Here is a 26,899-nt window from a genome sequence, read left to right as displayed (position 1 = left end):
GGTTCTGGTGGTTCCAGCGCGTCGCCGGAGGGGTTCATTACGTCACCGGAGGCCGACCGCCCTCGTACGCCGCGCGCAGCACGGCCCGTACGCCCTCCGCGGTGACCTCCCGCGGGTTGGGGTACGCCTGCCCGGTCGCCGCGTCCGCAGCCACGGCCAGGTCAGCTTCCTTCAGGCCCAGTTCCGCCAGCGAGCGGGGCGCACCCAGGCGGCCGGACAGCTCCCACAGGGCGTACGGGGCGTCGTCGGTGTCCAGGGCCCGGCCGAGCGCGGTGAGGGCCGCGGGCGCGGCGGGCGCGTTGTGGGCGAGGACGTACGGCAGGACGACCGTGTGGGTCTCGGCGTGCGGCAGGCCGAAGGTGCCGCCGAGGACGTGGCACAGCTTGTGGTGCAGGCCCATGGTGGTCGCGCCGAGCGCGGCACCGCAGAGCCAGGCCCCGTAGAGCGCGCCGCTGCGGGCGTCCACGTCCCGGGGATCGGCCGCGAGACCGGGCAGGGCACCCGCCATGGCGCGTACGCCCTCCTCGGCCGTCAGTGCCAGCAGCGGCGAGGCGTCCGGCGCGTACAGGGCCTCGGCCGCGTGCGCGACGGCGTTGATGCCGCTGGTCACGGACAGGGCGACCGGCAGCGACAGGGTGAGCTCGGGGTCGTAGACGACGCTGCGCGGCAGGACCGAGGGGTCGCGGCCGGTGCGCTTGGCCCCGTGCTCGGTGAGGCCCCAGACGGGGGTCATCTCCGAACCGGCGTACGTCGTCGGCACGGCGACCAGCGGAAGACCGGTGCGCAGCGCGATCGCCTTGCCGAGGCCGATCGCGGAGCCGCCGCCGACGGCCACACAGCCGTCGGCGCCCGCGGCCCGCGCCACCTCGACGGCCCGGTCGGCGACCTCGACCGGCACATGCATACGAGCCTCGGCGTGCAGGCCGGCGCAGGCGTCGCCCAGCGCCGTCGCGACGGCCCGGGCCGTCTCCGCGCCCCGCGGCCCGCAGACCACCAACAGCCGTCGCAGGCCGAGCCGTTCGGCCTCGCCCGGCACGGCGGTGACGGATGCCCCGGGCCGCAGGACGACCCGCATGGGCGGGGACTCGTGCACGAACTCCCTCACGGCCGCTCCGGGTTCAGTACGAGGTCGAAGCGCCCGTGCCGGAACGGGGTCGGGACGCCGAACTCCCGTGCCAGGGCCGGATCGTCGGTCTCGGCGAAGTCCTGCACGAGGCTCTCCTTGACCGCGAACACCGCGTCGGAGTCGAGGTGGTCGCTGCCCGCCACGAAGATGTGCGTGGTGACCGGCACATGCCCTTCGGCCGAGGCGATGAAGTGGATGTGGGCGGGCCGGTAGGGGTGTCGGCCGGTCGCCCGGAGGAGGTCCCCGACGGGGCCGTCCGTGGGGATCGGGTACGGGCTCGGCACACAGGTGCGGAACCAGAAGCGGCCCTCGGCGTCGGCCGTGAACAGGCCCCGCCCGTTGCCCGGCGGCTGGACCTGCGGCTGCTGCACGTCGTAGTACCCCTCGGCGTTCGCCTGCCAGACGTCCAGGACGGCGCCGGGCAGCGGGGTGCCGTCCCGGGACAGCACGCGCCCGCTGATCACGCACGGCTCGCCGCCGCCGACCAGGTCGATGTTCGCGCCGAGCGCGCGGACCGGGGACTCGGTCATGTGGAAGGGGCCGAGCACCGTCGACTCCGTCACACCACCCTTGCCGTCGCTGTTGATGGTCTCCACGAGCATCGAGACACCGAGCACGTCGGACAGCAGGACGAACTCCTGCCGGGTGTCCGTGCAGGTCTGCCCGGTCGCCGTCAGGAAGTCGACGGCTCTCTCCCACTCCGCCATGGTCGGCTCGGTCTCCCGGACGAAGGCGTGGAGGTGGCGGGTGAGGGCGGTGAGCAGCTCGCGCAGCCGGGGGTCGGCCGTGCCGTCGAGGCTGTCGACGACCGCGTCGGTGACGCGGGTGGTGAATTCGGTGCTCATGTCCGGGGGTCCTTCCCGTCAGCCATGTCCGAGGATCCGTCGCAGCGCGCCGGTCAGCAAGCGCTCCGCGTCCTCGCCGGAGGCGGCCGCCGTGGCGTGCCGGAAGGCGACGTACCCGTCCGGCCTGACCAGCAGGGCGCCCCCGTCGGCCACCTCGCTGAGCCGCGCCCAGTCGCCGTAGGGGTCCTCGTACTCCTGGCCGGGTCCGATGACGACGGCGGCGATCTCCACGTCCTGGGCGGCGGCCGCCCGCAGCCAGTCCGCCCCGCCGATGCCGGTCACCAGGGTGAAGCGGCCCCGTCCGACGGTGTCGAGCGTGGACAGGGTGCGCGTGCCCGAGGTGATCCAGGCGTGCGGGAGCTTGGCGCCGGGGCGGGAGGTGGGCTGGTGGTACAGCTCGGGGTCGCGGTCGAAACCGGGGTCGGGGGTGCCGTCGGGGACGATGGCGGCAGAGCTTTCGGCGGAATAACGCTGGTTGAGGTCGACGCCGTGCGCGTTGAACTCGTACACCTTGAACGCGATCGCCTCGCGCAGCCTCGCCCGCTGCTTCTGTGCCGCCTCGGTGTCCTCCTTGCGGGCGGCGATGTTGGCCCACAGCTGCTCGGGGGTCTGCGGGGAGAGCCCGTCGAGCGCCTCGAAGATCGGGGCGGTCTCGCCGATGGACTTGTTGGCGCGGGTGACGATCTGCCTGCCGATCGGGGCGCGCTCGGCGGTGTAGGAGTCCAGCAGTTTCGGGGAGGCCGTGCCGTCGAGGACGAGCTTGAGCTTCCAGGCCAGGTTGTGGGCGTCCTGGATGGATGTGTTGGAGCCGAGTCCGTTGGACGGCGGGTGGCGGTGGGTGGCGTCCCCGGCGCAGAACACGCGGCCGCTCGCGTACGTCTCGGCGTACATCTCGTTGACGGTCCAGGCCGAGGACGACTTGATGGTCACCGGGATCTCGTCGTCGCCGACCAGTTGGCGGACGATCGACTCGGCGTACTCGGTGGTCAGGTCGGGGGCGCCCGCGGTGACGTCGTATCCCCAGACGATCAGCCACTCGTTCCAGGGCCGGACGCAGCGGACCAGTCCGGCGCCGATGCCGCCCACCGTCGCGCCGGGCGCCAGCACCCAGTACAGGGTGGAGGGGCGATGGGCGGTGTACCTGCTCAGATCCGCGTCGAAGACGATGTTGATGCTGCCGGCCACGCCCATCTGGCCGCCCATCGGCAGCCCCGCGTCCTCGGCGACCTGCGAGCGGCCGCCGTCGGCGCCGATGAGGTACTTGGCGCGGATGGTGTACGTGTCGCCGCGCAGCCGGTCCTCGACGGTGACGGTCACACCGTCGGTGTCCTGGACGAAGGACTTGTAGACCGTGCTGAAGCGCAGGTTGGTGCCGCGCGCGACCGCCGCGTCGACGAGCACGGGCTCCATGAGGTGCTGGGGCATGTCGCACATGCGGGTGGGGCTGGCGAGTTCGTGCGCGGCCTGCACGAGCGGGTCGTTGCCCCAGGAGCGGACCCGCCCCAGTTCCTCACCCGCGAGGCTGGTGCAGAACGTCGTGTTGCCCATCAGGTGCTGCGGGGTGGCCTTCGCGACGACCTCGTCCTCGACGCCGAGGTCGCGCAGCACCTCCATGGTGCGCTGGTTGGTGATGTGCGCCCGGGGCGTGTCGGCGAGGCTCGCGTAGCGGGTGACGACGATGTTCGGTACGCCGTACGTGCTCAGGGCGAGCGCGGCGGAGGCGCCCGCGGGGCCGCTGCCCACGATCAGTACGTCGGTCACGACATCGGGCTCGACGGTGTGCACGGGAGACGCTCCAGGGAATGAGGACAGGGCACCGGCCGTCCAAGATCATGGAGGGCGGTGCGGGAGCGTGGGTGTCTCAATTCGAGACAGTGGGCGGGGCGCCCATGGGGCCCATTGGTTACTTGTTCAACCTCGCACGGTACGGTAAGCGAGCCGTGACCACCACAGAGCAACCGACAGCGGAGCATCCTTCCGCCCGCCCCGCGCTCGCCTCCCTGCGCAGGGCCCGGGAGCTGTTCCTGCTGGGGCGCCAACTGCCGGACGACGTACCGGAGGACGTCGTCGCGGCATGGAAGCGTGCCCGCTTCTTCGGCGTACGGCACGACGAGACCGATCCACCGGAGCCCTGTGCGCGGCCGGCCGAGTCCGCCCTGCTGACCGCGGCCCGCCCCGTACTCGAACGCATCGCCCCCTCCCTCGGCACCGAGCGGACGGCGCTCGTCCTCACCGACGAACGGCTGCGGGTGTTGTGGGCGACCGGGTACGCGCCGGACGCCCCCTACCGCCGCGACCTCTCCGAGCAGTTGGTGGGCCACAACAGCGCGGCCCTCGCGCTGCACACCCACCGCCGCGCCGAGGTGCACGGCCCCGAGCACTTCCTCGACCTGTGGCAGGACGTCTCCGCCGTGAGCGTGCCGGTGCGGGCGCCGGAGACCGGCCGGACGCTGGGCACGGTGACGGTGGTCTCCGGGCTGTGCCCCGAGTACCGGCCGCATCCGGGTGCCTCGCTCGCCGAGGCCGCGGCGAGCGCCGTCGAGGCGGAACTCCTCGCGCGGTCGCAGGCGCCGGAACGGGTGCTGCTGGACGCCTACTTGCGCGCTGTGCGGGACCAGGGGCACGCGGTCGTCGCCGTCGACGGCCGCAACCGGCTGGTCAGCGAGTCCGCGGGCCGCTTGCTGTCACCGGAGGGGCTGGAGGCGCTGGAGCGGAGCGCGGTCGCACTCCTGCGGGACACGGCGCCTCCGGCCTCGTACGGCATCCGACTCCCCGACGGCGCGGGGTGCTCGGCGACGGTCACACCCGTCGCGCACCTCGGCTCTGTCATCGCGGTGGTCGCCGTACTGGAGCCGCTGGGCCCCGCGGCCGCCGCGTCCCCAGCCGCGGACGCCGTACGACTGGCCGGACGATCGGTGCCCTGGCGGCACGCGGTGGGCCGCGCGACGGACTTGGCCCGGTCCCCCGAGCCGCTGCTCCTCATCGGCGAACGCGGGACCGGGAAGACGACGCTCGCACGGGAACTGCTCACGGATCCGCTGACGGTGGACGCGGCGGAAGGCGAACTCGGCCCCGTACTGGATGTACTGTCGGCCGGTCGCCCCCTCCTCATCCGCCACGCCGAACGCCTCTCCCAGCCCGACGTGGCCACCCTCAACGCGCTGCTCGACACCCCTCCGGGCGCACCCCTGCTGCTCACCTTCACTCCCGAAGCACCCGCGGGCCCCTGCCTCCAACGCCTCCTGGACACCCTGGCCGCCCGCTCGGTCACCCTCCCCGCGCTGCGCGAACGCCCCGAGGACATCAGGGAGTTGCTCACCGCCCTGGCCCCCGCGCCCACCCCGGGGTGCCCCCCGCTCACCTGGACCCTGGACGCGCTGCGCGCGCTGGAGCAGCACCCGTGGCCCGGCAATGTCACCGAACTCGCCCACCTGGTACGCGCGTTGTCCGAGCACCGACGCGCGACGGGGCCCGTCCGGCGCGCCGAACTCCCCGACCCGGTACGCGAGGGACCCGCGAGCCGGCATCTCAGCCCCATGGAGCACGCCGAACGCACCGCCATCCTGGAGGCCCTCAGCCGCCACGGCGGCAACAAGACCCACGCGGCAGCGGCCCTGGGCATCGCCCGCGCCACGCTCTACCGCAAGCTGCGGGGATACCGGGCCGGAACCTAGTGCCGCGACACCAGCCGCCTGCCGGTCGGCGTCGTCCTGAGGACACCCCAGCGAGCCGGGGCCGCCTGCCTGACGTAGGCTTGAAAGTGGCTGTCGAGGGCCGTCGAGCGCACAGCCCGGTCACGCGAACTCCCCTGCGGGAAGGCTGTTGCGCCCCCTCCTCTCCCCTCCGGTGTCCCCACCGCTGCGCACGCGTCCGGACGGAGATACACCATGACCACCCTTGTCGACTACGAGAGCAACCGGATCGTCGAACTGATGGACCAGCCCGCCGAGCTCCGCGGAGCCGACTGGCTGAAGGACGCGCTCCAGCAGGCGATCCTGCTGGAACTGGCCACCCTCCCGCCGTACTTGTGCGGGATGTGGTCGATCGACGACGCCGGCCCGGACGAACGCGTCCGCGAGGCACTGCGGACGATCGTCTTCGACGAGATGTCGCACCTGGGCATCGCGTGCAACCTGCTCACCACGATCGGCGGAGTCCCCCGGCTCGCCGACGTCAGGACCGTGCCGAAGTATCCGGGCCCCCTGCCGGGCGGCGTGCGCCCCGGACTCACCGTCTTCCTCAGCGGACTGACCAAGGAGTCGCTGGACCTGTACGCGCGCATCGAGGAACCAGAGGACCCGCTCGTGCGGAACAGGGAGGCGCACACGTCGATCGGAGCCTTCTACTCCGCGATCCTGGCGGCCTTCCGGAGCCATCCGGAACTGATCACCGGTGCCCGGCAGGTGATCAGGAACATGTCGTCCCAGGGCGCGGGGAACAGCCTCACGGCACTCGACACGCTCAGCGCCGTCGAGTCCGCGATCGCCGTCGTCATGGAACAGGGCGAGGGCACCTCGGCGTCGCCCGAGAACCCCCACCCGAACGAGAGCGGTGAGCTCGCCCACTACTACGCCTTCCGTGAGATCCACCGCGGCCGGGAATTCGTGAAGGTCTCCGAGAACCCGGACCAGTGGGACTTCGCCGGACCCGAGATACCGATGCCGCACACCCTGCCCATGGGGGTCGTGCCGAGCGGTGGCTGGCCGCGCGAAGGCCCCTCGGCACCCGGGCAGGACACGCTGGACCGTCTCGACGAAGTCAACGGGGCCTACAGCGCCCTGCTGCGCTTCATCGAACAGGCCTGGCAGCAGGACGTGCCGGCCCAGGCGACGTCACTGCTGAACAAGGCCGTGGGCAGAATGCGGGCCCTGGAGGAGCCGGCGGTGGCCCTGATGGGCACGGCGCAGCCGGACGGCGGAAAGAACTACGGACCGGAGTTCCGCTACGTGGACGCGTAGGGCGGCGTACCCGTCAGTGATCGCGAGTTCTACCGGAAGAGGCTGCTTCGGATTCCTCCGAAACAGCCTCCGCCCTGCGTCTCCGCAAGTCGGGACGACAGGATTTGAACCTGCGACCCCTTGACCCCCAGTCAAGTGCGCTACCAAGCTGCGCCACGTCCCGTCGCGCGCACCCGGGGTGACCCGTGTGATCGCGCGGACAGCACTTTACCTCACGTCGGGCGCCGCGCCGAAGCGGGCAGGGGACGCGGGACAATCGAGGGATGAGCGACACAGGGCGGACGGGCGGCGCCTCCCCGGCGCGGCGGGTCGGTGCGCGGGACCGGGACAGCGAGGGGCGGGCACGCAACGCGCGGCCGCGGGACGGTCTTGGGCGCCCGCTGCCGTACGGGGCGGCGGGTGTGGACCGGCAGCCCGAGGGGGTCGTACGGACCCCGGACGCGAGTGTCACCGAGGCGCAGGCGCTGTTGGACGAGGGGAAGCCGTTCCACGCGCACGAGGTATTCGAGGACGCCTGGAAGTCGGGGCCCGAGGAGGAGCGGGCGCTGTGGCGGGGGCTCGCCCAGCTCGCGGTGGGGCTCACGCACACGGCCCGCGGCAACGTCACGGGCGGGGTCCGGCTGCTGCGGCGCGGGGCGGGGGCCGTGGAGGAGTGGGCGTCGGCCCGCGCGCGGTGGCAGCCGTACGGCATGGATCTCGCGGGCCTGGTCGCCTGGGCGCGGGAACTGGCGGAGACGGTCGAGCACGACGGCCGGCCGGTCGACGCGCGGGAGCGGGCACCCCGGCTGCGCGAGCCGTAGGAGCAGGTACCTCGGCTGCGCGGACGGACGCGGTGCACGGGTTGTCAGTGGCGTACGGCAGACTCGTGGCGTGCGAAAGATTCATGTCATCGGGATCGGGGCGGGCGACCCCGAGCAGCTGACCCTGCAGGCGGTCCGGGCGCTGCGCGGCACGGACGTGTTCTTCGTCCTGGACAAGGGCGAGGTGAAGAGCGACCTCACCCAGCTCCGCCGGGACATGCTCGACGCGCACATACCGCAGGGGACGTACCGCCTGGTGCAGGCGCGCGACCCGGAGCGGGACCGGAAGGCGGGCGGCGCCGCGTACTCGCCGGCCGTCGGGGACTGGCGCAGTGCCCGCGCCGACATCTACGAGCGGCTGATCACCGAGGAGCTGGGCGAGGACGAGAGCGGGGCGTTCCTGGTGTGGGGCGATCCCGCGCTGTACGACAGCACCCTCGGCATCCTCCAGGAGGTGCTGGAGCGCGGCGCGGTGGCCTTCGAGTACGACGTCGTGCCCGGGATCAGCAGTGTCTCGGCGCTCGTCGCCCGGCACCGCACGGGGCTGAACCGGGTGGCCCGCCCGGTGCAGATCACCACGGGGCGGCGGCTGGCCGAGGGGTTCCCGCAGGGGGTGGACGACGTCGTCGTGATGCTGGACGCGCACCAGACCTTCCGGCAGTACGCCGACCAGGACATCGACATCTACTGGGGCGCCTACATAGGCACCCCGGACGAGATCCTCGACTCCGGTCCGATCGCCGAGGCGGCGCCCCGCATCGAGCGGCTGCGTGCGGAGGCGCGTGAGCGCAAGGGGTGGATCATGGATACGTATCTGCTGCGGCGGAACCCGAAGGACGCGTAGGTCGCGCGGCGGGACCGGGCACATGCTCGGCACCGTCACGAACCGGCCCCGCTGCGGGCCGCGCCACCGGTGTGATCGTGACCTGGTGACCCGAACCCGGCCCGCGCCGACCTCATCCCGGGCTGAACCCCAGCCGGGCCAGCGCCGCGGGCACGTCCGGGGTCACGGGCACGTCAGGCGGGAGCGGGGGGCGGCGTACGACCACGACCGGTAGGCCCTGGTGCCGGGCCGCCGTGAGTTTTGCCGCGGTCGCCTCTCCCCCGCTGTCCTTCGTCACGACCACGTCCACGCGGTGCTCCCGCAGCAGCGCCGACTCGTCGGCCACGGTGAACGGGCCGCGGGCCAGGAGTACGTCGAGGTGCGGGGGCATGGGTGGTTCGGGGGGTTCCACGGAGCGGGCGACGAAGTGCAGGTCGGTGAGACCGGCGAAGGCGGCGAGGCCCAGGCGTCCCGTGGTGAGGAAGACGCGGCGGCCGACGCTCGGCAGCAGCTCCGCGGCCGCGGTGAGGGAGTCGACGAAGTGCCAGCGGTCGCCGGGGCCCGGCTGCCAGCCCGGTCGGCGCAGCACCAGCAGCGGCAGTCCTGTCACCGCCGCGGCCCGTGCCGCGTTCGCCGTGATGCCGGCGGCGAAAGGGTGCGTGGCGTCGACCAGCGCGTCCACGCGGTGCTCGCGCAACCACTCGGCCAGCCCCTCCGCCCCGCCGAAACCGCCGACGCGCACGTCCCCTTCCAGCGCGCCCGGCCGTGACACCCGCCCGGCCAGCGACGTCGTCACCCGTACGCCGGGACGCGCGGCCAGCTCGGCGGCGAGCCGGCGGGCCTCGGTGGTGCCGCCGAGGACGAGGACGTGCGGGGACATGGCGTCGAGCGTACGAGGGGTCACGGCGGCCGGGGGATCCGGGGCGGGTTCCCGGCGGTCCGCGCGGGCGCCCTGCGGACTGCCCGGCGCCGCGTTATCGTCCCGGCATGGACGCGGTGCGGGCCGTACTGATCGACATCGACGGCGTGCTGACGGTCTCGTGGCAGCCGTTGCCGGGCGCGGTCGACGCGCTGCGCGAGATCCGGGACGCCGGGCTCGCCGTCGTACTGGTCACCAACACCACGTCCCGCACGCGCGCGTGGATCGCCGACACGCTGGAGGAGGCAGGGTTCCCGGTCACCGCCGACGACATCCTCACCGCGCCCGCCGTGACCGCCGCACACCTCGCCGACCGGGCCCCGGGAGCACGCTGCGTGCTGCTGAACAGTGGCGGTGACATCGGGGAGGATCTGGCCGGGGTCACGGTGGTCGACGACAGCGACGGCAACAGTGCTGGTGACGTGGACGTCGTCATCCTCGGCGGTGCCGGGCCCGAGTTCGGCTACGAGGCGCTGAACCGGGCCTTCGGGCACCTCCAGCGGGGTGCGCGGTTGGTGGCCATGCACCGGAACCTGTACTGGCGTACCGACGCCGGACTCCAGCTCGACTCGGGCGCGTTCCTGGCGGGTCTGGAGGCGGCCGCGCGGGTCGAGGCCGAGGTCACCGGGAAGCCGTCGCCGGCGTTCTTCGCCGCCGCGCTGGGGCATCTCGGGGTCGGCGCGGACGAGGCGCTGATGGTGGGCGACGACATCGAGTCCGACGTACTGGCGGCGCAGCGGGCGGGGATCACGGGGGTGCTGGTCAAGACGGGCAAGTACCTGCCGGAAACCCACCGGGCGGCGAGCGGCACGCCTGATCACGTCATCGACTCGTTCGCCGATCTGCCGGGGTTGCTCGGGCTAGCGAAGTAGCAGTTGTACGCCGCCCACCACCGTCGCCGCGATCACCAACTGCTCGAACAGGCGCTGGTTGATCCGGTTCACGGCCCACTTGCCGAACAGCGCCCCGGGGACGACGAACGCGACGAGCGCGGCGTCCAGGAGCAGCGAGGGGCCGTCGATCAGGCCGAGGCCGACGCTGAAGGGCACCTTGGAGATGTTCACGATCAGGAAGAAGAACGCCGACGTGCCCAGGAAGCCGAGCTTCCGGAAGCCCGCCGACAGCAGGTACAACGACATCACCGGGCCGCCCGCGTTGGCGACCATCGTGGTGAAGCCGCCGAGGACGCCGTAGGAGCGGGCCTTGACGCGGCCCGTGCGGGTGCTGACCGAGTCAGGCTCGTCCTCGGTGTCGGCCGTCCGTCGCCGCCACACCGTGACCGCCGCCATCAGCAGCAGGATCGCACCGATCGATGTCCGTACGATCTCGTCGTCGGCCCACATCAGGAACACCGCCCCGACGACCACACCGGCCGCGACCGCCGGGAACAGGCGCCACAGCGTGGGCCAGTGGGCGTGCCGACGGTAGGTGAGGACGGCCAGGACGTCACCGGCGATCAGGATCGGCAGCAGGACGCCGGTGGAGGCACGGGCGGGGAGGACCGCCGCGAAGATCGCCAGGCTGACGGTGTTGGCGCCGCTCACGGCGGTCTTGGCGAAGCCGACGAGGAGTGCTGCGCAGGCGAGGGCGGCGAAGTTCCAGGGGGTGAGGTGCGTGATCGTGTCCATGCGGGTTCTGATGCTAAGCGCTGGTGAGCGGGGGTTGTAAGCGCCGTCTCGCCTGGTGGTTGCCCGGCTGTGGTGCGGGCCCCGCTGGGGGCTGCCGCCCCCAGACCCCCGCTTCGGCCCTGAACGGGCCTCGTCCTCAAGCGCCGGACAGGCTGACTGATCGCGACCGGCGCTCAGAAGCGCCCCTCAGTGCCTCTCCACCAGCACCGCGCTCCCCTGACCCACCCCCACGCACATCGTCGCCAGCCCCCGCTCCGATCCCGTGCGCCGCATCCGGTGCAGCAGTGTCGTCAGGATGCGGGCTCCCGAGCAGCCCAGCGGGTGCCCCAGGGCGATCGCGCCGCCGCTGGGGTTGACGAGGTCGGGGTCGATGCCGAGCTGGTCGACGCAGGCGAGGGCCTGGGCGGCGAAGGCCTCGTTGAACTCGGTCTCCTGGAGGTCGGCGACGTTCCAGTGGGCGCGGGCGAGCGCCTTGTGGGTGGCGGGGACCGGGCCGATGCCCATGATGTCGGGGTGGACGCCGGCGGAGGCGCCGGCGACGTAGCGGCCGAGGGACTCGAGGCCCAGGTCGTTGAGTGCCTCCTCACTGACGAGGAGGAGTCCGGCGGCGCCGTCGTTCATGGGGGAGGCGTTGCCGGCGGTGACCGTGCCGCCCTCCCGGAAGACGGGCTTCAGACGGGCCAGCTTCTCGTAGGAGGTGTCTTCGCGGACGCACTCGTCGGCGTCGACGACCACGCCGTCCGGGCGCTCCACGGCCAGGATCTCGTCGTCGAAGTGGCCGTTCTTGCGGGCGAGGGCGGCGCGCTGGTGGCTGCGCAGGGCGAACTCGTCCTGGCGTTCCCGGGGGACGCCGTACCGGGCGGCGACCTCCTCCGCCGTCTCCCCCATGGACAGCAGACCGTGGAGTTCCCGCATCGCCGGGTTGACCAGGCGCCAGCCGAGCCGGGTGTCGACGGTCTCGACGCGGTGCGGGAGGGCCTCGTCGGGGCGTGCCAGGACGAAGGGGGCGCGGCTCATCGACTCGGAGCCGCCCGCGATCACGATGTCGGCCTCGCCGGCGGCGATCGTACGGGCCGCGGTGGTGACGGCCTCCAGGCCGGAGGCGCACAGCCGGTTCACCGTGGCGCCCGGCACGGATTCGGGGAGGCCGGCGAGGAGCGCGGCCATGCGGGCTACGTTCCGGTTGTCCTCACCGGCCTGGTTGGCGGCACCCCAGTAGACGTCGTCGACGCGGGCCGGGTCGAGGGCGGGCACGTCGGCGACCAGGCCGCGGATCACGGCGGCGGCGAGATCGTCCGGCCGCATGCCGGAGAGGGCGCCGCGGAGCTTGCCGATGGGGGTGCGGCGGGCGGCCGCGAAGTGGACGGGGCGCACGACAGGACTCCTGATCCAGGGGACGACCACGTTAATTAGCGCTGCTAGTTTTTGACTATAGACCGCCGTGCGGACCCTGGGAAGATCCGGACCCCGCACTCGCCTGTTTGCACCGGTTCGCCAGGGGCACCCGCGCCTGCATGGAGTGGTTGCGCAGTGCCGCCTGCGTGGGAGAGGACCCCGAGTTGTTCTTCCCCGTGGGCTCGACAGGACCGAGTCTGCGGGACATCGCGGCCGCAAAGCGCGTCTGCGCCCGCTGCCCGGTGATCACGGAATGTCTCGCCTACGCCCTGAGCAGCGGACAGGCCTCGGGCGTGTGGGGCGGGACCTGCGAGGAGGAGCGCGCGGAACTGCTCCGTACCACGAGGCAACGGAAAAGGAGAAGCACCGTATGACCGTCGTCAAGAGCCCGCTTCCTGAAGAGGCCCGCAAGGTCACCGGGGATGCGCTGCAGAGCACTCTCGTGGATCTCCTCGGGCTCTCCTTGATCGGGAAGCAGGCGCACTGGAACATCGTGGGTCCGCGGTTCCGCTCGATCCACCTCCAGCTCGACGAGGTGGTCTCGACGGCCCGGTCGTACGCCGACACGGTCGCCGAACGTTCCTCGGCGCTCGGCCTGCCGCCGGACGGCCGCCCGGAGACGATCGCCTCGGCGTTCACCCTGCCGAGCCCGAAGGACGGCTGGCTGCGTGACTCGGACGTCGTCCAGGTGATCGCCGAGACGCTGAACGCGGCCATCGGACGGCTGCGCGAGCGGATCGACGCGACCGAGAAGGCCGATCCGGTCACCCAGGACCTGCTCATCGGCATCACCGCCGATCTGGAGAAGCAGCGGTGGATGTTCGAGGCCGAGAACGCGTCGCCGGACAGCTGACCGCGCGGGGCCGGAAAGAGACCCACGCAGAGAAGGCCCACACAGAGAAACAGAGAAGGGGCACCCATGACCGACGCCCTCGAACTCGACGCGCTGTGGGAGGACTTCCACCGCGCGGTGAACATGACCTCGCAGGAACTCGCCGCCTGGTTGCGGGTCCGCGACGCCGACGAGAACGCGGAGCCGCTGCCCGAGGAGGCGGGCTCGCCCACGGGGCAGCACGTCCTGGCGATCCTGCAGAAGCGGCGCACCGACCTCACCGACGACGACATCCGGGTGATGTACCGGGTCGTCGACACGGTCACCGCCCAGGCGGACGTGGAGAACGAGCCCGAGCGCGAGGAGCCGGAGGAGACCCGGCGCCGCCACCGGCTGATGACCATCGGGCACGACCCGCTCAGGCCCTGAGCGAAACGCCCTGGGCGAAATGCCATGAGCGAGAAGCCATGAGCGAGAAGCCATGAGCGACCAGGAGCGCGTCGTACGGGAACTCGTCGGCGCGCACGGACGGACGTACGCGGAGGACGCGGGCATCCGACTGCGGGACACCCCACAGCCGCTGTACCGGCGGCTGGTGCTGGCCGTCCTGCTCAGCGCCCGCATCCGCGCGTCCGTCGCGGTCGCCGCCGCGCGCGCCCTGCACGAGGCGGGCCTGCGCGATCCGCGCCGGATGGCCGAGGTCGGCTGGCAGCGGCGGGTGGACGCGCAGGGCCTGTCCGGCGGATCAGGTCGGAGGACAGCTACGGCGCACTGTCAGCGCAGGTGAGCGGGGCTTGGTGCGTCCAGCTGCAAGGCGGAGGAGGGCGTCGACGCGATGGGGCCCCTCCCGCGCGAGCGAAGCCGAGCGTGGGCGAGTCGGCAACCGACGACAACGCGGCAGATGGGCGTGCCAAGCCCCGCGTCTGCGGCATGATCCGCCGGACAGGCCCGAGGTCGGGGCGGCTACCGGCCCTACGACGAGCGGACGGCCACCCAACTCGGTGATGGCGCGGTGCTCTTGACCGAGCGGTGGCGCGGCGATCTGCGGCGGTTGCGCGCGGAGGCGGACGGCGACGTCGCCGCGCTGCCTCGGCTGCTCCAGGAGATCCCCGGGATGGGCCCGGCCGGTGCCGACATCTTCCTGCGCGAGGTGCAGCGGGTGTGGCCGGAGGTCGCGCCCCGCCTGGACCCCGAGGCGCTGTCGGGCGCGGAGCGGCTCGGGCTGCCGAAGGACCCCGACCGCCTGGTCACGCTCGCCGGCGACACCGAACCGGCCGTGCTCGCGGCCGCGTTGGTGCGTGCGGCCCTGGACAAGGAGGTGGCCGAAGACAGTCTCCGCCGGACCGCGTGATCATGTAAGACTGCTCGAACGCATCGCACGCCCGTACTAGTTGTACGGCTCGTACGGCGTGTCCAGCCATCGAGCAGAGGAGCAGCGTGTGACCGGGACCGAGTCGGCCGGCCGACGGATCGACACGAGTCGGCCGCATCCGGCCCGGGTGTACGACTGGTTCCTCGGTGGCAAGGACAACTACCCGGTCGACGAGGAGCTCGGGCGGCAGATGGAGGCGGGAGCGCCCCGGGCCGCCCGCGCCAACCGCTGGTTCATGCACCGCACCACGCGCCTGCTCGCCCGGGAGGCGGGAATCCGCCAGTTCCTCGACATCGGCTCGGGCATCCCGACCGAGCCCAACCTCCACCAGATCGCCCAGTCCACCGCCCCGGACGCGCGGGTCGTCTACGTCGACAGCGACCCGATCGTCCTCGCCCACGCGGCCGCCCTGCTGCACGGCACGCCGGAAGGCGCCACCGAGTACATTCAGGCCGACGCGCGCGATCCCCGCGCCATCCTCGAACAGGCCGCCCAGATCCTGGACTTCGACCGCCCCGTCGCCCTGTCGCTCATCGCCCTGCTGCACTTCATCGCCGACGAGGACGGCGCGTACGACGTGGTGGAGACACTGGTCGACGCGCTCGCCCCGGGGAGTTGTCTGGTGCTGTCCGCGATGACCGCCGACTTCGAGCCGGAGGAGGTACGGCAGGGCATCGCCGCGTACGCGGCCGGGGGCGTCACCCTGGTGGCCCGCTCACAGGCCGAAGTGGGCCGCTTCTTCAAGGGACTCGACCTCGTCGAGCCGGGGATCGTCTCCGTGGCGGACTGGCGCCCCGAGCTCGCGGAGGGCGAGTCGGCCCTCGGCCCGGGGCCGGTGTCCCTGTACGGGGCGGTCGGCCGCAAGCCCTGACCGACCTGCGGGAGGGCATGTTCAGGTGAGGCGGCTCAACGCGGCCGACACCAGCGTCCGTACCCCCGGGACGAGCACCGACAGGTCGGGCGCGAACAGCGGGCTGTGGTTGCTCGGCACGTTGTCGAGCTTCCCCGGCAGGTCCTCGCCCGGCGCCGCCTCCCACACGTCGGCCGGGGTCGAGGTCACGAACCAGTAGTCGTACGGCACGCCTTGGGGCGCGAGGAGGGAGAAGTCCTCGCTGCCCATCACCGGGCCGAAGTCCAACACCGTTTCCGCGCCGAGGACTTCGCGGTGCACGGCGGCGATCTCCCGGTCTAGGGCGGTGTCGTTGACGGTGTTCGGGTAGCCGGGCAGGACGGTGACCTCCGGCGGCACCGGGCAGCCCGCGGCCAGGCACTCCCCCTCGACGACCCGCCGGACCGCGGCGAGAAGACGTTCGCGTGTCTGGGTCGACTGAGTGCGCAGGTTCAGCGCGAGCCTGGCCTCGGCGGGAATGACGTTGTTCTTGGTCCCGGCATGGAACTGACCGACCGTCAGCACCGCCGCCTCCTTGGCCGCGACCTCGCGCGAGATGACGGACTGCAGCCGGGTGACGACGTACGCGGCCGTCACGACCGGGTCCACGGTCGACTCGGGGCGCGATCCGTGGCCGCCGACGCCGTGCACGACGACGTCGATGTCGTCGGACGCCGACATGACCAGGCCCGAGGTGTGGGACGTGAAACCGGCGAGCCCGGGCGCGACGTGCTGCCCGAACACCACGTCGGGGCGCGGGAAGCGCTCGTGGACGCCGGCCGCGACCATCGCCCCCGCTCCGCCGCCGTCCTCCTCCGCGGGCTGCCCGACCACGACCAGCGTGCCCGACCAGGTCTCACGGGCGCCGGCGAGCGCTTCGGCTGCCCCGACCAGCCAGGTGACGTGCAGGTCGTGGCCGCAGGCGTGCATGACACCGTCGACGGTGGAGGCGTGGTCGAGGCCGGTGGCCTCCCGCACCGGCAGCGCGTCCATGTCGGCGCGCAGCCACACCACCGGCCCGTCCCCGTTCGCGAGCACCCCGACGACCCCGGTACGGGCCGCGCCCTCCGTCACCTCGTACCCGGCCGCGCGCAGCCGTCCGGCGAGCCTGGCCGCGGTGCGGTGTTCCTGGAAGGAGAGCTCGGGGTGGCGGTGCAGGTCGCGGTAGAAGTCCTCCAGGTCGCCGGTCTTCATCCCGGCGGTCAGGTCCTCGGTGAGACGGGCGACGACTGCCGGTTCACTCATGCTGCTTCCCTCTCCTCGCCCCCGCTGGGGTCTCTCTGCTCGACACGGCCGCACGGTACGCCGCTTCCATCAGCGCGTGCCCGCCCGGCTGCCGGGGATGCCCACCCGCGCCCGATCCCGGTTCTAGTGCTTCCCCACCGGAAACACCGCGCGTACCTCCCACCCGTGTCCGGCCCTCGGCCCCGCGTGCAGTTCGCCGCCGATCGCGGTCACTCGTTCCTTCAGGCCGACGAGGCCGAAGCCGCCGCCATGGGCGGCGTCGGGGAGCTGGGTGCCGCCGCGGCCGTCGTCGGTCACCGCCGCCTCCAGCCGGTCCCCGTCGCACCCCAGCCGCACGGCGACCTCGCCGGCGTCTGCCGCGTGCCGTCGTACGTTCGTCAACGCCTCCTGGACCACCCGGAAGGCCGCCGCCTGCACCTCGTGCGGGAGGTCGTCGGAGGCGGCGGGATCGCGGTGAAGGGTGACGCGCTGGCCCGGGGTCGCGAAGCCCTCGGTCAGTTCGGCGATGCCCGCCAGGTCGCCGACCGGGCGGCGGTCGGCCGCGTCCGGGCCGGTGTCCCGCAGCACGCCGACGGTACGGCGCATGGAGGCCAGCGCCTCCGTGGCGGCCCGTTCGATGCCGGCCAGGACCGGGTCCAGGTCCTGCGGCTGTGTGGTCGCCATCATGCGGGCCATCTGCGTCTGCACGAGGATGCCGGTGACGTGGTGGGCGACGAAGTCGTGCAGGTCGGCGGCGATGGCGAGGCGCTCCTCCCGGCGCGTCTCACCGACGGCGACCTCGCGGCGGTAGTCCAGGGAGCGCAGATAACCGGCCAGCCCGCCGATCAGGCCGATGAACGCGAGGCCGATGACCATCATGCCCTGTGCCTCGCCGATGTCGACCGACTGGTAGTACCGCACCGGCAGGACGAGGAGAGCCGCGCCGTCCAGGACACCGCACACCATGGCCCACGGCTGCGGGCAGTGCCGAATGGCGATGAACAGCAGGCACAGCAGGACGACGACCTCGGCCGGCCCGAACAACGCCGGCCCGTCGGTGAGGAGCGCCACCGCCGTGAACGCCAGGGACAGCACGGCGGGCACGGCGGTGCGCAGCTGCGGGGTGAGCCATCGCGGCCGTCGTGGGGCGGGCCAGAGCACGGCGGCGAGGCCGGCGAGCAGTATCAGAACGGGCGGCCACAGCGCCTGGGGGCTGGCGCCGGCGATGACCACGTCGTAGACGAAGGCACCGAGCAGGGCGCCCACGGCGACTCCTCGGACGCAGCCCCGGCCGGTAACGGTTCTCATGCCGGTCACCGTATGCGAGCCCCGGGGTGGCCGGATCGGCCGAACGGTCGAGGGGCCGGTCCGTGAACCCTGGCCGTATGGCCGAGGCGCGCGGGCGGCCGCGCGGGCGAGGGTGGAGCCACTTCCCAGCCCTTCCGCCTTTCAGCCGTTCAGGAGCACGTGATGCAGCCCAGCAGGTTCGTCGTGGGGGTGGTCGGGGGTGCCACCGTCGTGGTCGCCCTCGGCGCCCTCGCCACCCACCTCATCGCCGGTACCGAGTCGACCACCGAGCTGGACGAACACAGCACGGTGCTGGTCGGCGGACACGAGGCGCTGGCCCCCGCCATCGTCGCGAACCGTACGCAGGGCAAGTACCACCCGCTGCCCTGGGTCGGCCAAAAGGTCCACGACGTGGCCTGCCCGAGCGGGCTGAAGGCGGTGGCGGGCGCCACCCTCACGTGCACCGGCAGGACGAGCGACGGGAAGAGCATCGACATCCTCGTGGCCGTGACCAGGGCGACGGACTCCTCCGTCACATGGAAGTTCGACCGCTGAGAGCGCTGAGACCGCTGAGAGCGCTGAGAGCACCGAAGAAGGAGTCACGGCAGATCATGAGCACCGTCCTGGCCGGTCACGGCCTCGTCAAGAAGTACGGCCCCACCACCGCGCTGGCCGGGGTGGACGTCGAGGTCGGCGAGCGCGACTCGCTGGCGATCATGGGACCCTCGGGTTCCGGCAAGTCCACCCTGCTGCACACCCTCGCCGGGATCGTCCGGCCCGACGGCGGGCAGGTCCTGCTGCGCGGCGAGCGTATCGACGCGCTGGGCGAGAACCGGCTCAGCGCGCTGCGTCGCAAGCGGTTCGGGTTCGTCTTCCAGTTCGGTCAGCTGCTGCCCGAGCTGCCCGCCGAGGAGAACGTCGCCCTGCCGCTGATGCTGGAGGGCACCCCGCGCCGGACAGCCGTCGAGCGTGCCCGCCGCTGGTTCGCGCCGCTGGGCCTCGACGGCCTGGAGGGGCGCCGCCCGGGCCAGCTCTCCGGCGGCCAGGCCCAGCGGGTGGCGATCGCCCGTGCCCTGGCCGTGGAGCCGGACGTGGTCTTCGCCGACGAGCCCACCGGCGCGCTGGACCAGGCCACCAGCGAGGAGGTCGTCCGGCTGCTGACCTCCGTCACCCGCGCACAGGGCGCCGCCCTGGTCATGGTCACCCACGACGCCGACGTCGCCGCCCACTGCGACCGGGTTCTCCAGGTCCGCGACGGTCGGATCAGCGGCCACACTCAGTACACGGTCAGCTGAGCGCCCGGCCGACACCCACGCCGACACGTCGTTCGCGCGCCCGGCCCCGCCCCCGGGTGAGCCAGGGAGCATCCGTGGCCCCGCCCACCGGGGTGGGCGACGGCGCATCAGTCACCGCGTGCCGCGCCCGGTCCACGCCCACGCCCACGCCGACGCCCACCGAGGCCCGTCACCGCTGCCCCGGCCCGCACCGCACGCCGCCCTCCGGACCGGCGGAACCCACACCGCGCCCCCCCCACCTGCACCACCCCCACCGCCCCCCACCCCGGCCCCGCCCCCTGAGCCCCGGAGACCCCATGCGTTCCCCTGTCCTGCCCCTGACCTGGCACCTCGCCCGGTCCTCCGGTCGCCGCGGCCTGCAGAGTCAGCTGCTGGCGGCCGGGGCCGCCGCTGTGGGCGCGTTCGTGATGCTGGTGATGATCGCCGCGTGCCTCGGCTCGGGCGCCCGCGCCGAGCGCACCGCCTGGCGCACCCCCGACGCCGTGAAGCACGGCACCGCGGTCCAGGCGCTCGCCACGACGTACGTCCGCCACGAACCCGTCACCGTCGTCTCACTGGCCCAGCTGCCCGGCCGCGCGCGGACTCCCGCGCCGCCCGGCCTCGACGCCTTCCCGAAGAAGGGCGAGGTCTACCTCTCCCCCGCCCTCGCCGAGCTGGTCCACGAGCTGCCCGCGGGCCAACTGGCCGACCGCTTCCCCACCTCCGCCAAGGGCACGTCGTACGGCACGATCGGCGCCGCCGGGCTCGCCTCACCGGACGAGCTGGTGGCCGTGGTGGGCCGGACGCCGAGCGACCCGCAGCTGTCCAAGGCGGTGGAGGACGGCGCCAACTGGTTCGCCCTCGGCCAGGCCGCGCGGGCGGAGATCTCCGGGTTCTCCGGGACGAAGGCGAGCATGTTCACGGCCACGGACCAGGCGACGGCACTGCTGGGGGTGGTGCTCCTGGCGATGCCCGTGGTCGTGCTGTCCTCGGCGGCCGGGCGGCTCGGCGCGGCCCGCCGCGAGCAGCGACTCGCCGCGCTCCGGCTGGCCGGAGCGACGCCGAAGCAGATCATCGCCATGACCGCCGCCGAGGCCACGGCCGTCGGCGCGGCCGGCGCCCTCGCGGGCGCGTTCGCCTACGTGGCGCTGCTGCCGCTGCTGGCACGGGTGCCGTACGGCGTGGGCAGCTGGTACACCCACCAGTTGTGGGTGGGCCTGCCCTGGTTCGCGGCCGTGGTCGCGGCGGTCACCGCGCTCATCGCCGTCAGCGCGGTGTCGATGCTGCGCCAGGTGGCGTCCTCGCCACTGGGGGTCGCCCAGCAGGCGAACCCGCGCCGCACCCGGATGATCCGGCTGGTGCTCTTCGTGGTGGCCCTCCTGTGCGTCTTCCAGTTCAGCGCCGGCGGACTGTCGAGCCGTCAGGCCCTCGCCCTCCTGCTGCTGTTCTACGGGGCGTTCTGGCTGTTCGGCCCGTGGGTCGTGGACCGGCTGGGCCGGCTCGTGGGCCGCTTCGCGCGCCGCCCGGCGACCCTGCTGGCGGCGCGCAGGCTCAGCGACGACCCGCGGGGCGCCTGGCGTACCGTCAGTGGGCTGGTGCTCGCCGGGTTCGCGGCCGGTTTCTTCTCCGTCAGCCAGCTGGGTACCGAGGGCGCGCAACACCGGGACCAGGTCGCCGTGGTGACCGCCGACGCGGCCGGCGCCCGGCACACCGCCACCGAGGCCCGTTCGCTGCTGGACCGGGCGGGTGTCACCGCGACCGTCACCGTCGGACGTGAGGACGACTACGACGGTCTGCTGGGCGGCAGCCCCGGCGTGGTCGCCCGTGTCTCCGGCGGACCGGAACAGATAGACACCGCCGTCACCGCCCTCACATCCCTGTCCGAGATGGGCCCGCCGTACACCGAGGACTACGAGACGGCCGGCGACCGCACCGCCATCGGCCGCATCGCCGAGGTCAGCACCGCAACGCTGGCCCTGAGCTTCCTCGTCGCGACCGCCTCGGCCGGTCTGACCGCGGCGGCGAACGTCCTCGACCGGCGCCGCGTCTACGGCCTGCTGCGGCTGGCCGGCACCCCGCTGAAGGTGTTGGACCGGGCCAGGCTCCGCGAGACGGTCCTCCCCCTCGTCGTGCTGGCCGGCGGAACCACCGCCATGGGCGTCTACGGCTCCTTCAAGGTCAACAAGGCGCTGGGCTCCACGATCAACACCACCGGCGCCCTGCAACTGCTCGCCTGCGTACTCCTCGGCGCCCTGGCCATGTTCGCGGCGATCAGCGCGAGCAGGCCCCTGCTGCGCAGGGTGACCGCGGACCCGGCGCAGTCGGCTGACTGACGCACGGGAGAGACACCCTCAAGAGGAGCGGCCCCACGGGGCCGTTCCTCCACTGACCCGTCGTCCTCCCCACCTCTCACTCCTGAGGCATGATCGAGCCATGACCACCCCCGCGCCCACCCCCGCCTCCGGCGCCGCTCCCATCCGTGTCCTCATCGCCGACGACCAGGACATGGTCCGCACCGGCTTCCGCTTCTTCCTGGACGCGCAGCCGGACATCACCGTGGTCGCCGAGGCCGCCGACGGCGAGGAGGCCGTGGCGCTGGCCCGCCGGGTGCGGCCGGACGTGTGCCTGCTGGACATCCGGATGCCGAAGCTGGACGGCCTGGAGGCGACCCGGCTGCTGGCCGGACCCGAGGAGGCCGACCCGATGCGGGTGGTGGTGGTGACGACCTTCGACCTCGACGAGTACGTCTACGGCGCGCTGCGCGGCGGCGCGTGCGGGTTCCTGCTCAAGGACTCCGGCCCGGCGCTGCTCGCGGAGGCGGTCCGGGCCGCGGCGGCCGGCGACTCCCTGGTGTCGCCGTCGATCACCGTCCGCCTGCTCAAGCACCTCACGGCACCGCAGGCGGCCGCCGCGGCACCCCGCCCGGCACCGCTGACCGAGCCCCTCACCGACCGTGAGCTCGACGTGGTCCGCCTGGTCGCCCTGGGCCGTACCAACGCGGAGATCGCCGCCGAACTGTACGTCTCCCTCTCCACGGTGAAGACGCACCTGTCCAGCGTTCAGCTCAAGCTGGCCGCCCGCAACCGCGTCGAGATCGCGGCCTGGGCCTGGCAGCACGGGCACGCGCGGCCCCGCCCGTGAGGTGACGGGTCCGACGGGTCAGAGGCCCTTCACCGGCAGGTCGAGAAGGCGTGCGACGGTGCGCAGGACGCCGTTGTCGTTGTTGGACGGGGCGAGGTGGCGGGCCCGGCGGACGACCTCGGGGTGGGCGTTGGCCATGGCGAACGACCACTCGGCGGCATCCAGCATCTCCAGGTCGTTGAGGTAGTCGCCGAAGACCAGCGTCTGCGCGGGCGTGATGCCGAGCTCCCGCTGGAGCCGGCGCAGGGCGGCGCCCTTGTTGGCGGTCCGGTTCATCACGTCGACCCAGTGCTCGCCGGAGACGACCACCTGGTGGGTCTCGGCGAAGTCCGCCAGAGCGGGCGCGGTGGTCCGCTCCGCCGACCCGAAGTCGAAGAGGGCCACCTTGATGACCTCGTCATCGACGGCGGCGACGTCCTCGACGATCCGGTGCTCCACGTAGTACCTGCGCACCTCGGCAAGGAACGCCTCGTCGGTCCGCTCCACGTACGCCGACCGCTTCCCGCACACCACGGCGCCGACGTCGACGCCGTCCGCCGCCAACTGCCGTACGGCCGCCACGACCCGGGCGGCGACCCCGGGTGCCAGCGGATCGGAGCTCAGCTCCACCCCGTCACGCACCACATACGTGCCGTTCTCCGCGATGAACACCATGCCCTCGGCGACATCCGCGAACTCCCGCGCCAGCGTGGCGTACTGCCGCCCACTCGCCGGACTGAACAACACCCCCCGCTCCCGCAGCCGGCCCAGCACCTCCCGCAGCGCCTCCGGGGCCCGCTTGTCGTCGTCCAACAACGTGCCGTCCATGTCGGTGACGACCAGCCGGATGCCGGCGGAGGCGACGGCGGTGGAATCGGGCGAGGCGAGGGGCGAGGGCGAGTAGGGCATGTCCTGCTTTCGGTGGGGGATGCGGGCCGATTGTCACCCTAACCCGGGACATGCTGATCATCTGACGGCACAATGACGACGACGTCGGCCCGGACCTGGAGGAGACCGAACGTGACCGACAAAGCGCGGCTCAACACCGCTGTGGCGCACAACGCGCGGGTCTGGAACTACTGGATCGGCGGCAAGGACAACTACGAGGTCGACCGTCAGGTCGGTGCGCACGTGGCCGGGATGTTCCCGTTGATCCGGGACATCGCTCGCGCCGACCGCTGGTTCCTGGGCCGGGCGGTGCGGTTCCTGACGGAGGAACGCGGGGTGCGGCAGTTCCTGGACATCGGGACGGGGCTGCCGACCGGGGACAACACGCATGAGATCGCGCAGCGGATCGCGCCGGAGTCACGGATCGTGTACGTCGACAACGACCCGATCGTGCTGGCGCACGCGCGCACCCTGCTGACCGGGACGTCCGAGGGTGTCACCGACTACGTCGACGCGGACGTGCACGACCCGGACGCCATCCTCGAACGCGCCGCGGGCACGCTCGACTTCGAGCGGCCCGTCGCGGTCATGTTCCTCGGCATCCTCAACTTCGTGCTCGACACCGACAAGGCGCGCGAGATCGTACGGCGGGTCATGGCAGCGGTCCCCTCCGGCAGCTTCCTCGTCCTCACCCACCCCACGTTCGAGCCCGAGCTCGGCGGCGAGGGCCAGATCCCGGCCATGGAGTTCTGGAACGAGAACGCCACCCCGCCGATCACCGCCCGCGGCAGGGCGGACGTCGCCGCGTTCTTCGAGGGACTGGAGCTGCTCGAACCCGGGCTCGTGTCGTGCTCGCGGTGGCGTGCCGAGTCCGACTCCCCCTCCGTGGTACCGCAGTTCGGCGCGGTGGCCGTGAAACCCTGACGGACGACGTGCCGAACCTGCCGACCCGGCGGACGCCGACCGTGGAGGACGTATGACCACCCTTGCCGATCCCGTCCCCGGCGGGCGCCCCGGTGATGTCGACCGGGCCACCTCGCTCGGCGAGAGACTCGCCGGGGAGGGCGTGCACGGGATCGTGCTGGCGTACGTCGACACCGCGGGGATCGGGCGGGTGAAGGCGGTCCCGACCGCCAAGCTGGCCTCGGCGGTGGCCTGGGGTGTCGGTATGTCCCCGGTGTTCGACACGTTCCTGGCCAACGACCACATCGTCACCACCGACGTGCTCGGCTCCCCGGACGGCGACCTGCGTCTCTACCCCGACCTCGACCAGCTGGTGGTGCTGGCCGGACAGCCCGGCTGGGCCTGGGCGCCCGTCGACCGGATCACCCAGGACGGCGACCGTCACCCGGGGTGCTCCCGTACCTTCCTGCGCCGGATCGTCGCGGACGCGGCCCATGAGCACGGGCTCACCTTCCGCGCGGGCATCGAGATCGAGTGGGCGGTGGGGCTGGACTCGGCCCCCGAGGGGGAGTTCGTGCCCGCGACGTCCGGTCCGGCGTACGGCGCCACCCGGCAGGTGGAGCTGAGCGACTACCTGGCCGAAGTGCTGGCCGCCCTCGCCGCGCAGGGCGTGGACGTCGACCAGATCCATCCCGAGTACGCGGCGGGGCAGTTCGAGGTGTCGGTGGGCGCGCTCGATCCGGTGGCGGCGGCCGACCGCAGTGTGCTGGTGCGGCAGACCGTCCGGGCGGTGGCGCGGCGGCACGGGCTGCGGGTGTCCTTCTCCCCCGCCGTCCTCGCGCGGGGCGTCGGCAACGGCGGACACGTGCATCTCTCCGCCTGGCGCGACGGGCGCAACCTGCACTCCGGTGGCGAGGGCCGTCACGGCATGACGGCCGACGCCGAGTCCTTCGTGGCCGGGGTGCTCGCCCGTCTCCCGGCCCTGACGGCCGTGACCGCGCCCAGTCCGGCCAGCCATCTGCGCCTCAAGCCCTCCCAGTGGGCGGGGGTGTTCACCTGCTGGGGTCTGGAGACCCGCGAGACCGCGATCCGGGTCGTCACCGGCACGGCCGGGCTGCGCGACCAGCAGGCCAACCTGGAGGTGAAGCCCGTGGACCTGGCCGCCAACCCGTATCTCGCCCTCGGCTGCCTGATCGCCGCGGGCCTGGACGGCCTGGCGTCGGGTGCCTCCCTGCCCGAGGAGGTCTCCGGCGATCCGGCCGGCCTCCCCGCCGAGGATGCGGCCGCCCGGGGAGTGCGCCGGCTGCCCACCTCCCTGGCGGAGTCCGTCGAGCGGTTCCGCGCGGACGCAACGCTGCGCGCCGCGTTGGGGCCGGTCCTCGCCGACGCCGTCGTCGCCGTACGCGAGGGGGAGATCGCCGCGGTGCACGGCCTGGACGACGACCGGGTGGCGGCGGCGTACCGCTGGAAGTACTGACGTGGGCGCGGTCCACGACACCCTCGACGCGTTGCCGCTGGTCGACCACCACTGCCACGGCGTGGTCGCCGAAGACCTGGACCGGGCCGGCTTCGAGTCCCTGATCACCGAGGGCGAGCGGTGGCCCGGCAGCGGCATCTCGCCGTTCGACAGCCCGGTCGGCGTGGCCGTGCGCCGTCACTGCGCGCCCCTGCTCGACCTGCCCCGCCACGCCCCCGCCGAGGCCTACCTGGCCCGGCGGGCCGAACTGGGCCGACGGGAGGTCGACCGGCGCTTCCTGGCCGCCGCGGGGGTGGAGGTGTTCTGCGTCGACACGGGCTTCGGCCCCACGGAGCTCCCCCGTCACACGCCCCCGACGTACGAGAGGTACGAGATCGTCCGGCTGGAGCGCGTCGCCGAGGCGGTCACGGCCGACGGTGTCGAACCGGACGCGTACGCCGAGATGTTCACGCGGGCCGCCCGGGACGCCGTGGCGCGGCCGGGGGTGGTGGGGGTGAAGTCCGTGGCCGCGTACCGCACGGGCTTCGAACTGGACCCGGCCCGCCCCTCACCGGCCGACGTCACGGAGGCGGCCCGTCGATGGCTGGCCCGGGGCGGCCGCCTCGACGACCCGGTGCTCGTACGGCATCTGCTGTGGACCGCCGTCGACCTGGGCCTGCCCCTCCAGCTCCACACCGGTTTCGGCGACAACGACATCCGGCTGCACCGGACCGACCCCACCCACCTCACGGACTGGCTGCACCTGACCGCGGGCACGATCCCGGTGCTGCTGCTGCACTGCTGGCCCTACCAGCGCCAGGCCGCCTACCTGGCCGCGGTGTTCGAGCAGGTGTATCTCGACGTCGGTCTCACCCTGCACTACGTCGGCCCCGCGCGGGCCCGGGCGGTGGTGGAGGAGGCGTTGGAGATCACACCGTTCCGCAAACTGCTGTACAGCTCCGACGCCTACGGTGTCTCCGAGTTCCACTGGCTCGGCGCGCTGGCCTTCCGTCGGGGACTGGGCGATCTGCTCCAGGACCGGGTGGACGCCGACGAACTGAGCCTGCCCGACGCGCTGCGGATCGCCCGGTGGGCGGGGGCGGACAACGCCCGTCAGGTCTACCGTTTCTCCTCCGCCGACTGAAAGTATGATCAAGCAA

25 protein-coding genes, 1 tRNA gene and 2 pseudogenes are annotated in these 26,899 nt (G+C 72.8%); 18 read left to right on the top strand and 10 right to left on the bottom strand.

Going from position 1 to position 26,899, the window contains the following annotated elements:
• Positions 1 to 37 precede the first annotated feature (37 nt).
• From ACGFNV_RS03205 to ACGFNV_RS03195, 3 genes are read right to left on the bottom strand one after another with little or no spacing between them, the layout of a single operon-like run.
• Entirely contained in the window at positions 38 to 1,075 is a 1,038-nt protein-coding gene (locus tag ACGFNV_RS03205; RefSeq protein WP_393619992.1) for a maleylacetate reductase, read from the bottom strand.
• 26 nt (positions 1,076 to 1,101) lie between these two features.
• Complete coding sequence (locus ACGFNV_RS03200) at positions 1,102 to 1,971, bottom strand: intradiol ring-cleavage dioxygenase (RefSeq protein ID WP_393618937.1); 870 nt, start codon at positions 1,969 to 1,971, stop codon at positions 1,102 to 1,104.
• 18 nt (positions 1,972 to 1,989) lie between these two features.
• A complete protein-coding gene (locus ACGFNV_RS03195) occupies positions 1,990 to 3,756 on the bottom strand; it encodes an FAD-dependent oxidoreductase (protein WP_393618935.1) in 1,767 nt (588 codons plus the stop codon).
• Positions 3,757 to 3,911: 155 nt separating this feature from the next.
• Here ACGFNV_RS03195 and ACGFNV_RS03190 point away from each other — a divergent pair, with 155 nt between their 5' ends.
• Together ACGFNV_RS03190 and ACGFNV_RS03185 are read left to right on the top strand one after the other, a co-directional pair.
• Positions 3,912 to 5,645: a helix-turn-helix domain-containing protein gene (locus ACGFNV_RS03190; RefSeq protein WP_393618933.1), complete on the top strand. Its 1,734-nt coding sequence runs from the start codon at positions 3,912 to 3,914 to the stop codon at positions 5,643 to 5,645.
• Between the two features lie 213 nt (positions 5,646 to 5,858).
• Complete coding sequence (locus tag ACGFNV_RS03185) at positions 5,859 to 6,929, top strand: ferritin-like protein (RefSeq protein ID WP_393618931.1); 1,071 nt, start codon at positions 5,859 to 5,861, stop codon at positions 6,927 to 6,929.
• An 89-nt stretch (positions 6,930 to 7,018) separates the two neighbouring features.
• Here ACGFNV_RS03185 and ACGFNV_RS03180 read toward each other — a convergent pair.
• Positions 7,019 to 7,092 (bottom strand) — tRNA-Pro (locus tag ACGFNV_RS03180).
• A gap of 100 nt (positions 7,093 to 7,192) precedes the next feature.
• Between ACGFNV_RS03180 and ACGFNV_RS03175 the strand changes: the two genes are divergently transcribed.
• Both ACGFNV_RS03175 and cobF read left to right on the top strand, forming a co-directional pair.
• Entirely contained in the window at positions 7,193 to 7,729 is a 537-nt protein-coding gene (locus tag ACGFNV_RS03175; protein WP_393618930.1) for a DUF309 domain-containing protein, read from the top strand.
• A 70-nt stretch (positions 7,730 to 7,799) separates the two neighbouring features.
• Positions 7,800 to 8,573, top strand: a complete 774-nt coding sequence (gene cobF, locus ACGFNV_RS03170; protein ID WP_393618928.1) for a precorrin-6A synthase (deacetylating) — start codon at positions 7,800 to 7,802, stop codon at positions 8,571 to 8,573.
• A gap of 112 nt (positions 8,574 to 8,685) precedes the next feature.
• Here cobF and ACGFNV_RS03165 read toward each other — a convergent pair whose 3' ends face one another.
• The gene (locus ACGFNV_RS03165; protein ID WP_393618926.1) at positions 8,686 to 9,432 is read right to left on the bottom strand and encodes a cobalt-precorrin-6A reductase; all 747 of its coding nucleotides are present in this window, start codon (positions 9,430 to 9,432) and stop codon (positions 8,686 to 8,688) included.
• Between the two features lie 107 nt (positions 9,433 to 9,539).
• Here ACGFNV_RS03165 and ACGFNV_RS03160 point away from each other — a divergent pair, with 107 nt between their 5' ends.
• On the top strand, positions 9,540 to 10,343 hold the full coding sequence (locus ACGFNV_RS03160) for an HAD-IIA family hydrolase (protein WP_393618925.1): 804 nt from the start codon (positions 9,540 to 9,542) through the stop codon (positions 10,341 to 10,343).
• Here ACGFNV_RS03160 and ACGFNV_RS03155 read toward each other — a convergent pair.
• Positions 10,332 to 11,099, bottom strand: a complete 768-nt coding sequence (locus ACGFNV_RS03155) for a sulfite exporter TauE/SafE family protein (protein WP_393618923.1) — start codon at positions 11,097 to 11,099, stop codon at positions 10,332 to 10,334. The two genes, ACGFNV_RS03160 and ACGFNV_RS03155, sit on opposite strands and share 12 nt — an antisense overlap.
• Positions 11,100 to 11,285: 186 nt before the next feature.
• Positions 11,286 to 12,473 (bottom strand): thiolase family protein, encoded by a 1,188-nt coding sequence (locus ACGFNV_RS03150; RefSeq protein WP_393618921.1) that lies wholly within the window; start codon positions 12,471 to 12,473, stop codon positions 11,286 to 11,288.
• A 140-nt stretch (positions 12,474 to 12,613) separates the two neighbouring features.
• Between ACGFNV_RS03150 and ACGFNV_RS03145 the strand changes: the two genes are divergently transcribed.
• From ACGFNV_RS03145 to ACGFNV_RS03120, 6 genes and pseudogenes are all read left to right on the top strand, one after another.
• Positions 12,614 to 12,868, top strand: coding sequence for a WhiB family transcriptional regulator (locus ACGFNV_RS03145; RefSeq protein ID WP_133925525.1), 255 nt, complete (start codon positions 12,614 to 12,616; stop codon positions 12,866 to 12,868).
• Positions 12,865 to 13,347 (top strand): DNA starvation/stationary phase protection protein, encoded by a 483-nt coding sequence (locus ACGFNV_RS03140; protein WP_133925526.1) that lies wholly within the window; start codon positions 12,865 to 12,867, stop codon positions 13,345 to 13,347. The genes ACGFNV_RS03145 and ACGFNV_RS03140 overlap by 4 nt, the downstream gene beginning before the upstream one ends.
• Positions 13,348 to 13,413: 66 nt before the next feature.
• Positions 13,414 to 13,755, top strand: coding sequence for a DUF3140 domain-containing protein (locus tag ACGFNV_RS03135; protein ID WP_393618918.1), 342 nt, complete (start codon positions 13,414 to 13,416; stop codon positions 13,753 to 13,755).
• A 52-nt stretch (positions 13,756 to 13,807) separates the two neighbouring features.
• A pseudogene (locus ACGFNV_RS03130) lies at positions 13,808 to 14,050 on the top strand (endonuclease); the annotation flags it as partial.
• A gap of 222 nt (positions 14,051 to 14,272) precedes the next feature.
• A pseudogene (locus ACGFNV_RS03125) lies at positions 14,273 to 14,677 on the top strand (endonuclease); the annotation flags it as partial.
• An 88-nt stretch (positions 14,678 to 14,765) separates the two neighbouring features.
• Positions 14,766 to 15,569: an SAM-dependent methyltransferase gene (locus ACGFNV_RS03120; RefSeq protein ID WP_393618917.1), complete on the top strand. Its 804-nt coding sequence runs from the start codon at positions 14,766 to 14,768 to the stop codon at positions 15,567 to 15,569.
• Between the two features lie 21 nt (positions 15,570 to 15,590).
• On the opposite strand, the gene ACGFNV_RS03115 is transcribed toward ACGFNV_RS03120, so the two are convergent.
• Together ACGFNV_RS03115 and ACGFNV_RS03110 are read right to left on the bottom strand one after the other, a co-directional pair.
• Positions 15,591 to 16,832 carry an amidohydrolase gene (locus ACGFNV_RS03115; protein WP_393618915.1) on the bottom strand — a complete coding sequence of 414 codons (1,242 nt, stop codon included), beginning with the start codon at positions 16,830 to 16,832 and terminating at the stop codon, positions 15,591 to 15,593.
• A 123-nt stretch (positions 16,833 to 16,955) separates the two neighbouring features.
• Entirely contained in the window at positions 16,956 to 18,119 is a 1,164-nt protein-coding gene (locus tag ACGFNV_RS03110) for a sensor histidine kinase (RefSeq protein WP_393618914.1), read from the bottom strand.
• A 162-nt stretch (positions 18,120 to 18,281) separates the two neighbouring features.
• Here ACGFNV_RS03110 and ACGFNV_RS03105 point away from each other — a divergent pair, with 162 nt between their 5' ends.
• The 4 genes from ACGFNV_RS03105 (at position 18,282) to ACGFNV_RS03090 (ending at position 22,513) form a co-directional block, all read left to right on the top strand.
• The gene (locus ACGFNV_RS03105) at positions 18,282 to 18,653 is read left to right on the top strand and encodes a DUF4333 domain-containing protein (protein ID WP_393618913.1); all 372 of its coding nucleotides are present in this window, start codon (positions 18,282 to 18,284) and stop codon (positions 18,651 to 18,653) included.
• Between the two features lie 56 nt (positions 18,654 to 18,709).
• The gene (locus ACGFNV_RS03100) at positions 18,710 to 19,393 is read left to right on the top strand and encodes an ABC transporter ATP-binding protein (protein WP_393618912.1); all 684 of its coding nucleotides are present in this window, start codon (positions 18,710 to 18,712) and stop codon (positions 19,391 to 19,393) included.
• A 296-nt stretch (positions 19,394 to 19,689) separates the two neighbouring features.
• On the top strand, positions 19,690 to 21,705 hold the full coding sequence (locus ACGFNV_RS03095; protein ID WP_393618911.1) for an FtsX-like permease family protein: 2,016 nt from the start codon (positions 19,690 to 19,692) through the stop codon (positions 21,703 to 21,705).
• Positions 21,706 to 21,805: 100 nt separating this feature from the next.
• Entirely contained in the window at positions 21,806 to 22,513 is a 708-nt protein-coding gene (locus ACGFNV_RS03090; RefSeq protein ID WP_393618909.1) for a response regulator, read from the top strand.
• A gap of 18 nt (positions 22,514 to 22,531) precedes the next feature.
• Here ACGFNV_RS03090 and ACGFNV_RS03085 read toward each other — a convergent pair whose 3' ends face one another.
• On the bottom strand, positions 22,532 to 23,401 hold the full coding sequence (locus ACGFNV_RS03085; RefSeq protein WP_393618908.1) for a Cof-type HAD-IIB family hydrolase: 870 nt from the start codon (positions 23,399 to 23,401) through the stop codon (positions 22,532 to 22,534).
• Positions 23,402 to 23,512: 111 nt separating this feature from the next.
• Between ACGFNV_RS03085 and ACGFNV_RS03080 the strand changes: the two genes are divergently transcribed.
• The 3 genes from ACGFNV_RS03080 to ACGFNV_RS03070 are packed head-to-tail and all read left to right on the top strand — an operon-like array spanning position 23,513 to position 26,883.
• Complete coding sequence (locus ACGFNV_RS03080; protein WP_393618906.1) at positions 23,513 to 24,304, top strand: SAM-dependent methyltransferase; 792 nt, start codon at positions 23,513 to 23,515, stop codon at positions 24,302 to 24,304.
• A gap of 52 nt (positions 24,305 to 24,356) precedes the next feature.
• Positions 24,357 to 25,760: a glutamine synthetase gene (locus tag ACGFNV_RS03075; RefSeq protein ID WP_393618905.1), complete on the top strand. Its 1,404-nt coding sequence runs from the start codon at positions 24,357 to 24,359 to the stop codon at positions 25,758 to 25,760.
• A 1-nt stretch (position 25,761) separates the two neighbouring features.
• Positions 25,762 to 26,883 carry an amidohydrolase family protein gene (locus tag ACGFNV_RS03070; protein WP_393618904.1) on the top strand — a complete coding sequence of 374 codons (1,122 nt, stop codon included), beginning with the start codon at positions 25,762 to 25,764 and terminating at the stop codon, positions 26,881 to 26,883.
• Positions 26,884 to 26,899: the final 16 nt, after the last annotated feature.

The sequence above is a fragment of the Streptomyces sp. NPDC048751 genome (assembly GCF_043198595.1).
Classification (GTDB): Bacteria; Actinomycetota; Actinomycetes; order Streptomycetales; family Streptomycetaceae; genus Streptomyces.
The sequence above is the reverse complement of the archived record's forward strand: the minus strand, read 5'-3'. Positions and strand labels throughout refer to the sequence as shown.

Excerpts from the sequence above, each read along its gene's own strand:
- ACGFNV_RS03145 (WP_133925525.1), top strand. The coding sequence starts at position 12,614 with ATGGAGTGGTTGCGCAGTGCCGCCTGCGTGGGAGAGGACCCCGAGTTG.
- ACGFNV_RS03155 (WP_393618923.1), bottom strand. The coding sequence starts at position 11,099 with ATGGACACGATCACGCACCTCACCCCCTGGAACTTCGCCGCCCTCGCC.
- ACGFNV_RS03205 (WP_393619992.1), bottom strand. The coding sequence starts at position 1,075 with ATGCGGGTCGTCCTGCGGCCCGGGGCATCCGTCACCGCCGTGCCGGGC.
- ACGFNV_RS03140 (WP_133925526.1), top strand. The coding sequence starts at position 12,865 with ATGACCGTCGTCAAGAGCCCGCTTCCTGAAGAGGCCCGCAAGGTCACC.
- ACGFNV_RS03115 (WP_393618915.1), bottom strand. The coding sequence starts at position 16,832 with ATGAGTGAACCGGCAGTCGTCGCCCGTCTCACCGAGGACCTGACCGCC.
- ACGFNV_RS03110 (WP_393618914.1), bottom strand. The coding sequence starts at position 18,119 with ATGAGAACCGTTACCGGCCGGGGCTGCGTCCGAGGAGTCGCCGTGGGC.
- ACGFNV_RS03095 (WP_393618911.1), top strand. The coding sequence starts at position 19,690 with ATGCGTTCCCCTGTCCTGCCCCTGACCTGGCACCTCGCCCGGTCCTCC.
- ACGFNV_RS03090 (WP_393618909.1), top strand. The coding sequence starts at position 21,806 with ATGACCACCCCCGCGCCCACCCCCGCCTCCGGCGCCGCTCCCATCCGT.
- ACGFNV_RS03075 (WP_393618905.1), top strand. The coding sequence starts at position 24,357 with ATGACCACCCTTGCCGATCCCGTCCCCGGCGGGCGCCCCGGTGATGTC.
- ACGFNV_RS03165 (WP_393618926.1), bottom strand. The coding sequence starts at position 9,432 with ATGTCCCCGCACGTCCTCGTCCTCGGCGGCACCACCGAGGCCCGCCGG.
- ACGFNV_RS03100 (WP_393618912.1), top strand. The coding sequence starts at position 18,710 with ATGAGCACCGTCCTGGCCGGTCACGGCCTCGTCAAGAAGTACGGCCCC.
- ACGFNV_RS03160 (WP_393618925.1), top strand. The coding sequence starts at position 9,540 with ATGGACGCGGTGCGGGCCGTACTGATCGACATCGACGGCGTGCTGACG.
- ACGFNV_RS03185 (WP_393618931.1), top strand. The coding sequence starts at position 5,859 with ATGACCACCCTTGTCGACTACGAGAGCAACCGGATCGTCGAACTGATG.
- ACGFNV_RS03085 (WP_393618908.1), bottom strand. The coding sequence starts at position 23,401 with ATGCCCTACTCGCCCTCGCCCCTCGCCTCGCCCGATTCCACCGCCGTC.
- ACGFNV_RS03200 (WP_393618937.1), bottom strand. The coding sequence starts at position 1,971 with ATGAGCACCGAATTCACCACCCGCGTCACCGACGCGGTCGTCGACAGC.
- ACGFNV_RS03175 (WP_393618930.1), top strand. The coding sequence starts at position 7,193 with ATGAGCGACACAGGGCGGACGGGCGGCGCCTCCCCGGCGCGGCGGGTC.
- ACGFNV_RS03105 (WP_393618913.1), top strand. The coding sequence starts at position 18,282 with ATGCAGCCCAGCAGGTTCGTCGTGGGGGTGGTCGGGGGTGCCACCGTC.
- ACGFNV_RS03135 (WP_393618918.1), top strand. The coding sequence starts at position 13,414 with ATGACCGACGCCCTCGAACTCGACGCGCTGTGGGAGGACTTCCACCGC.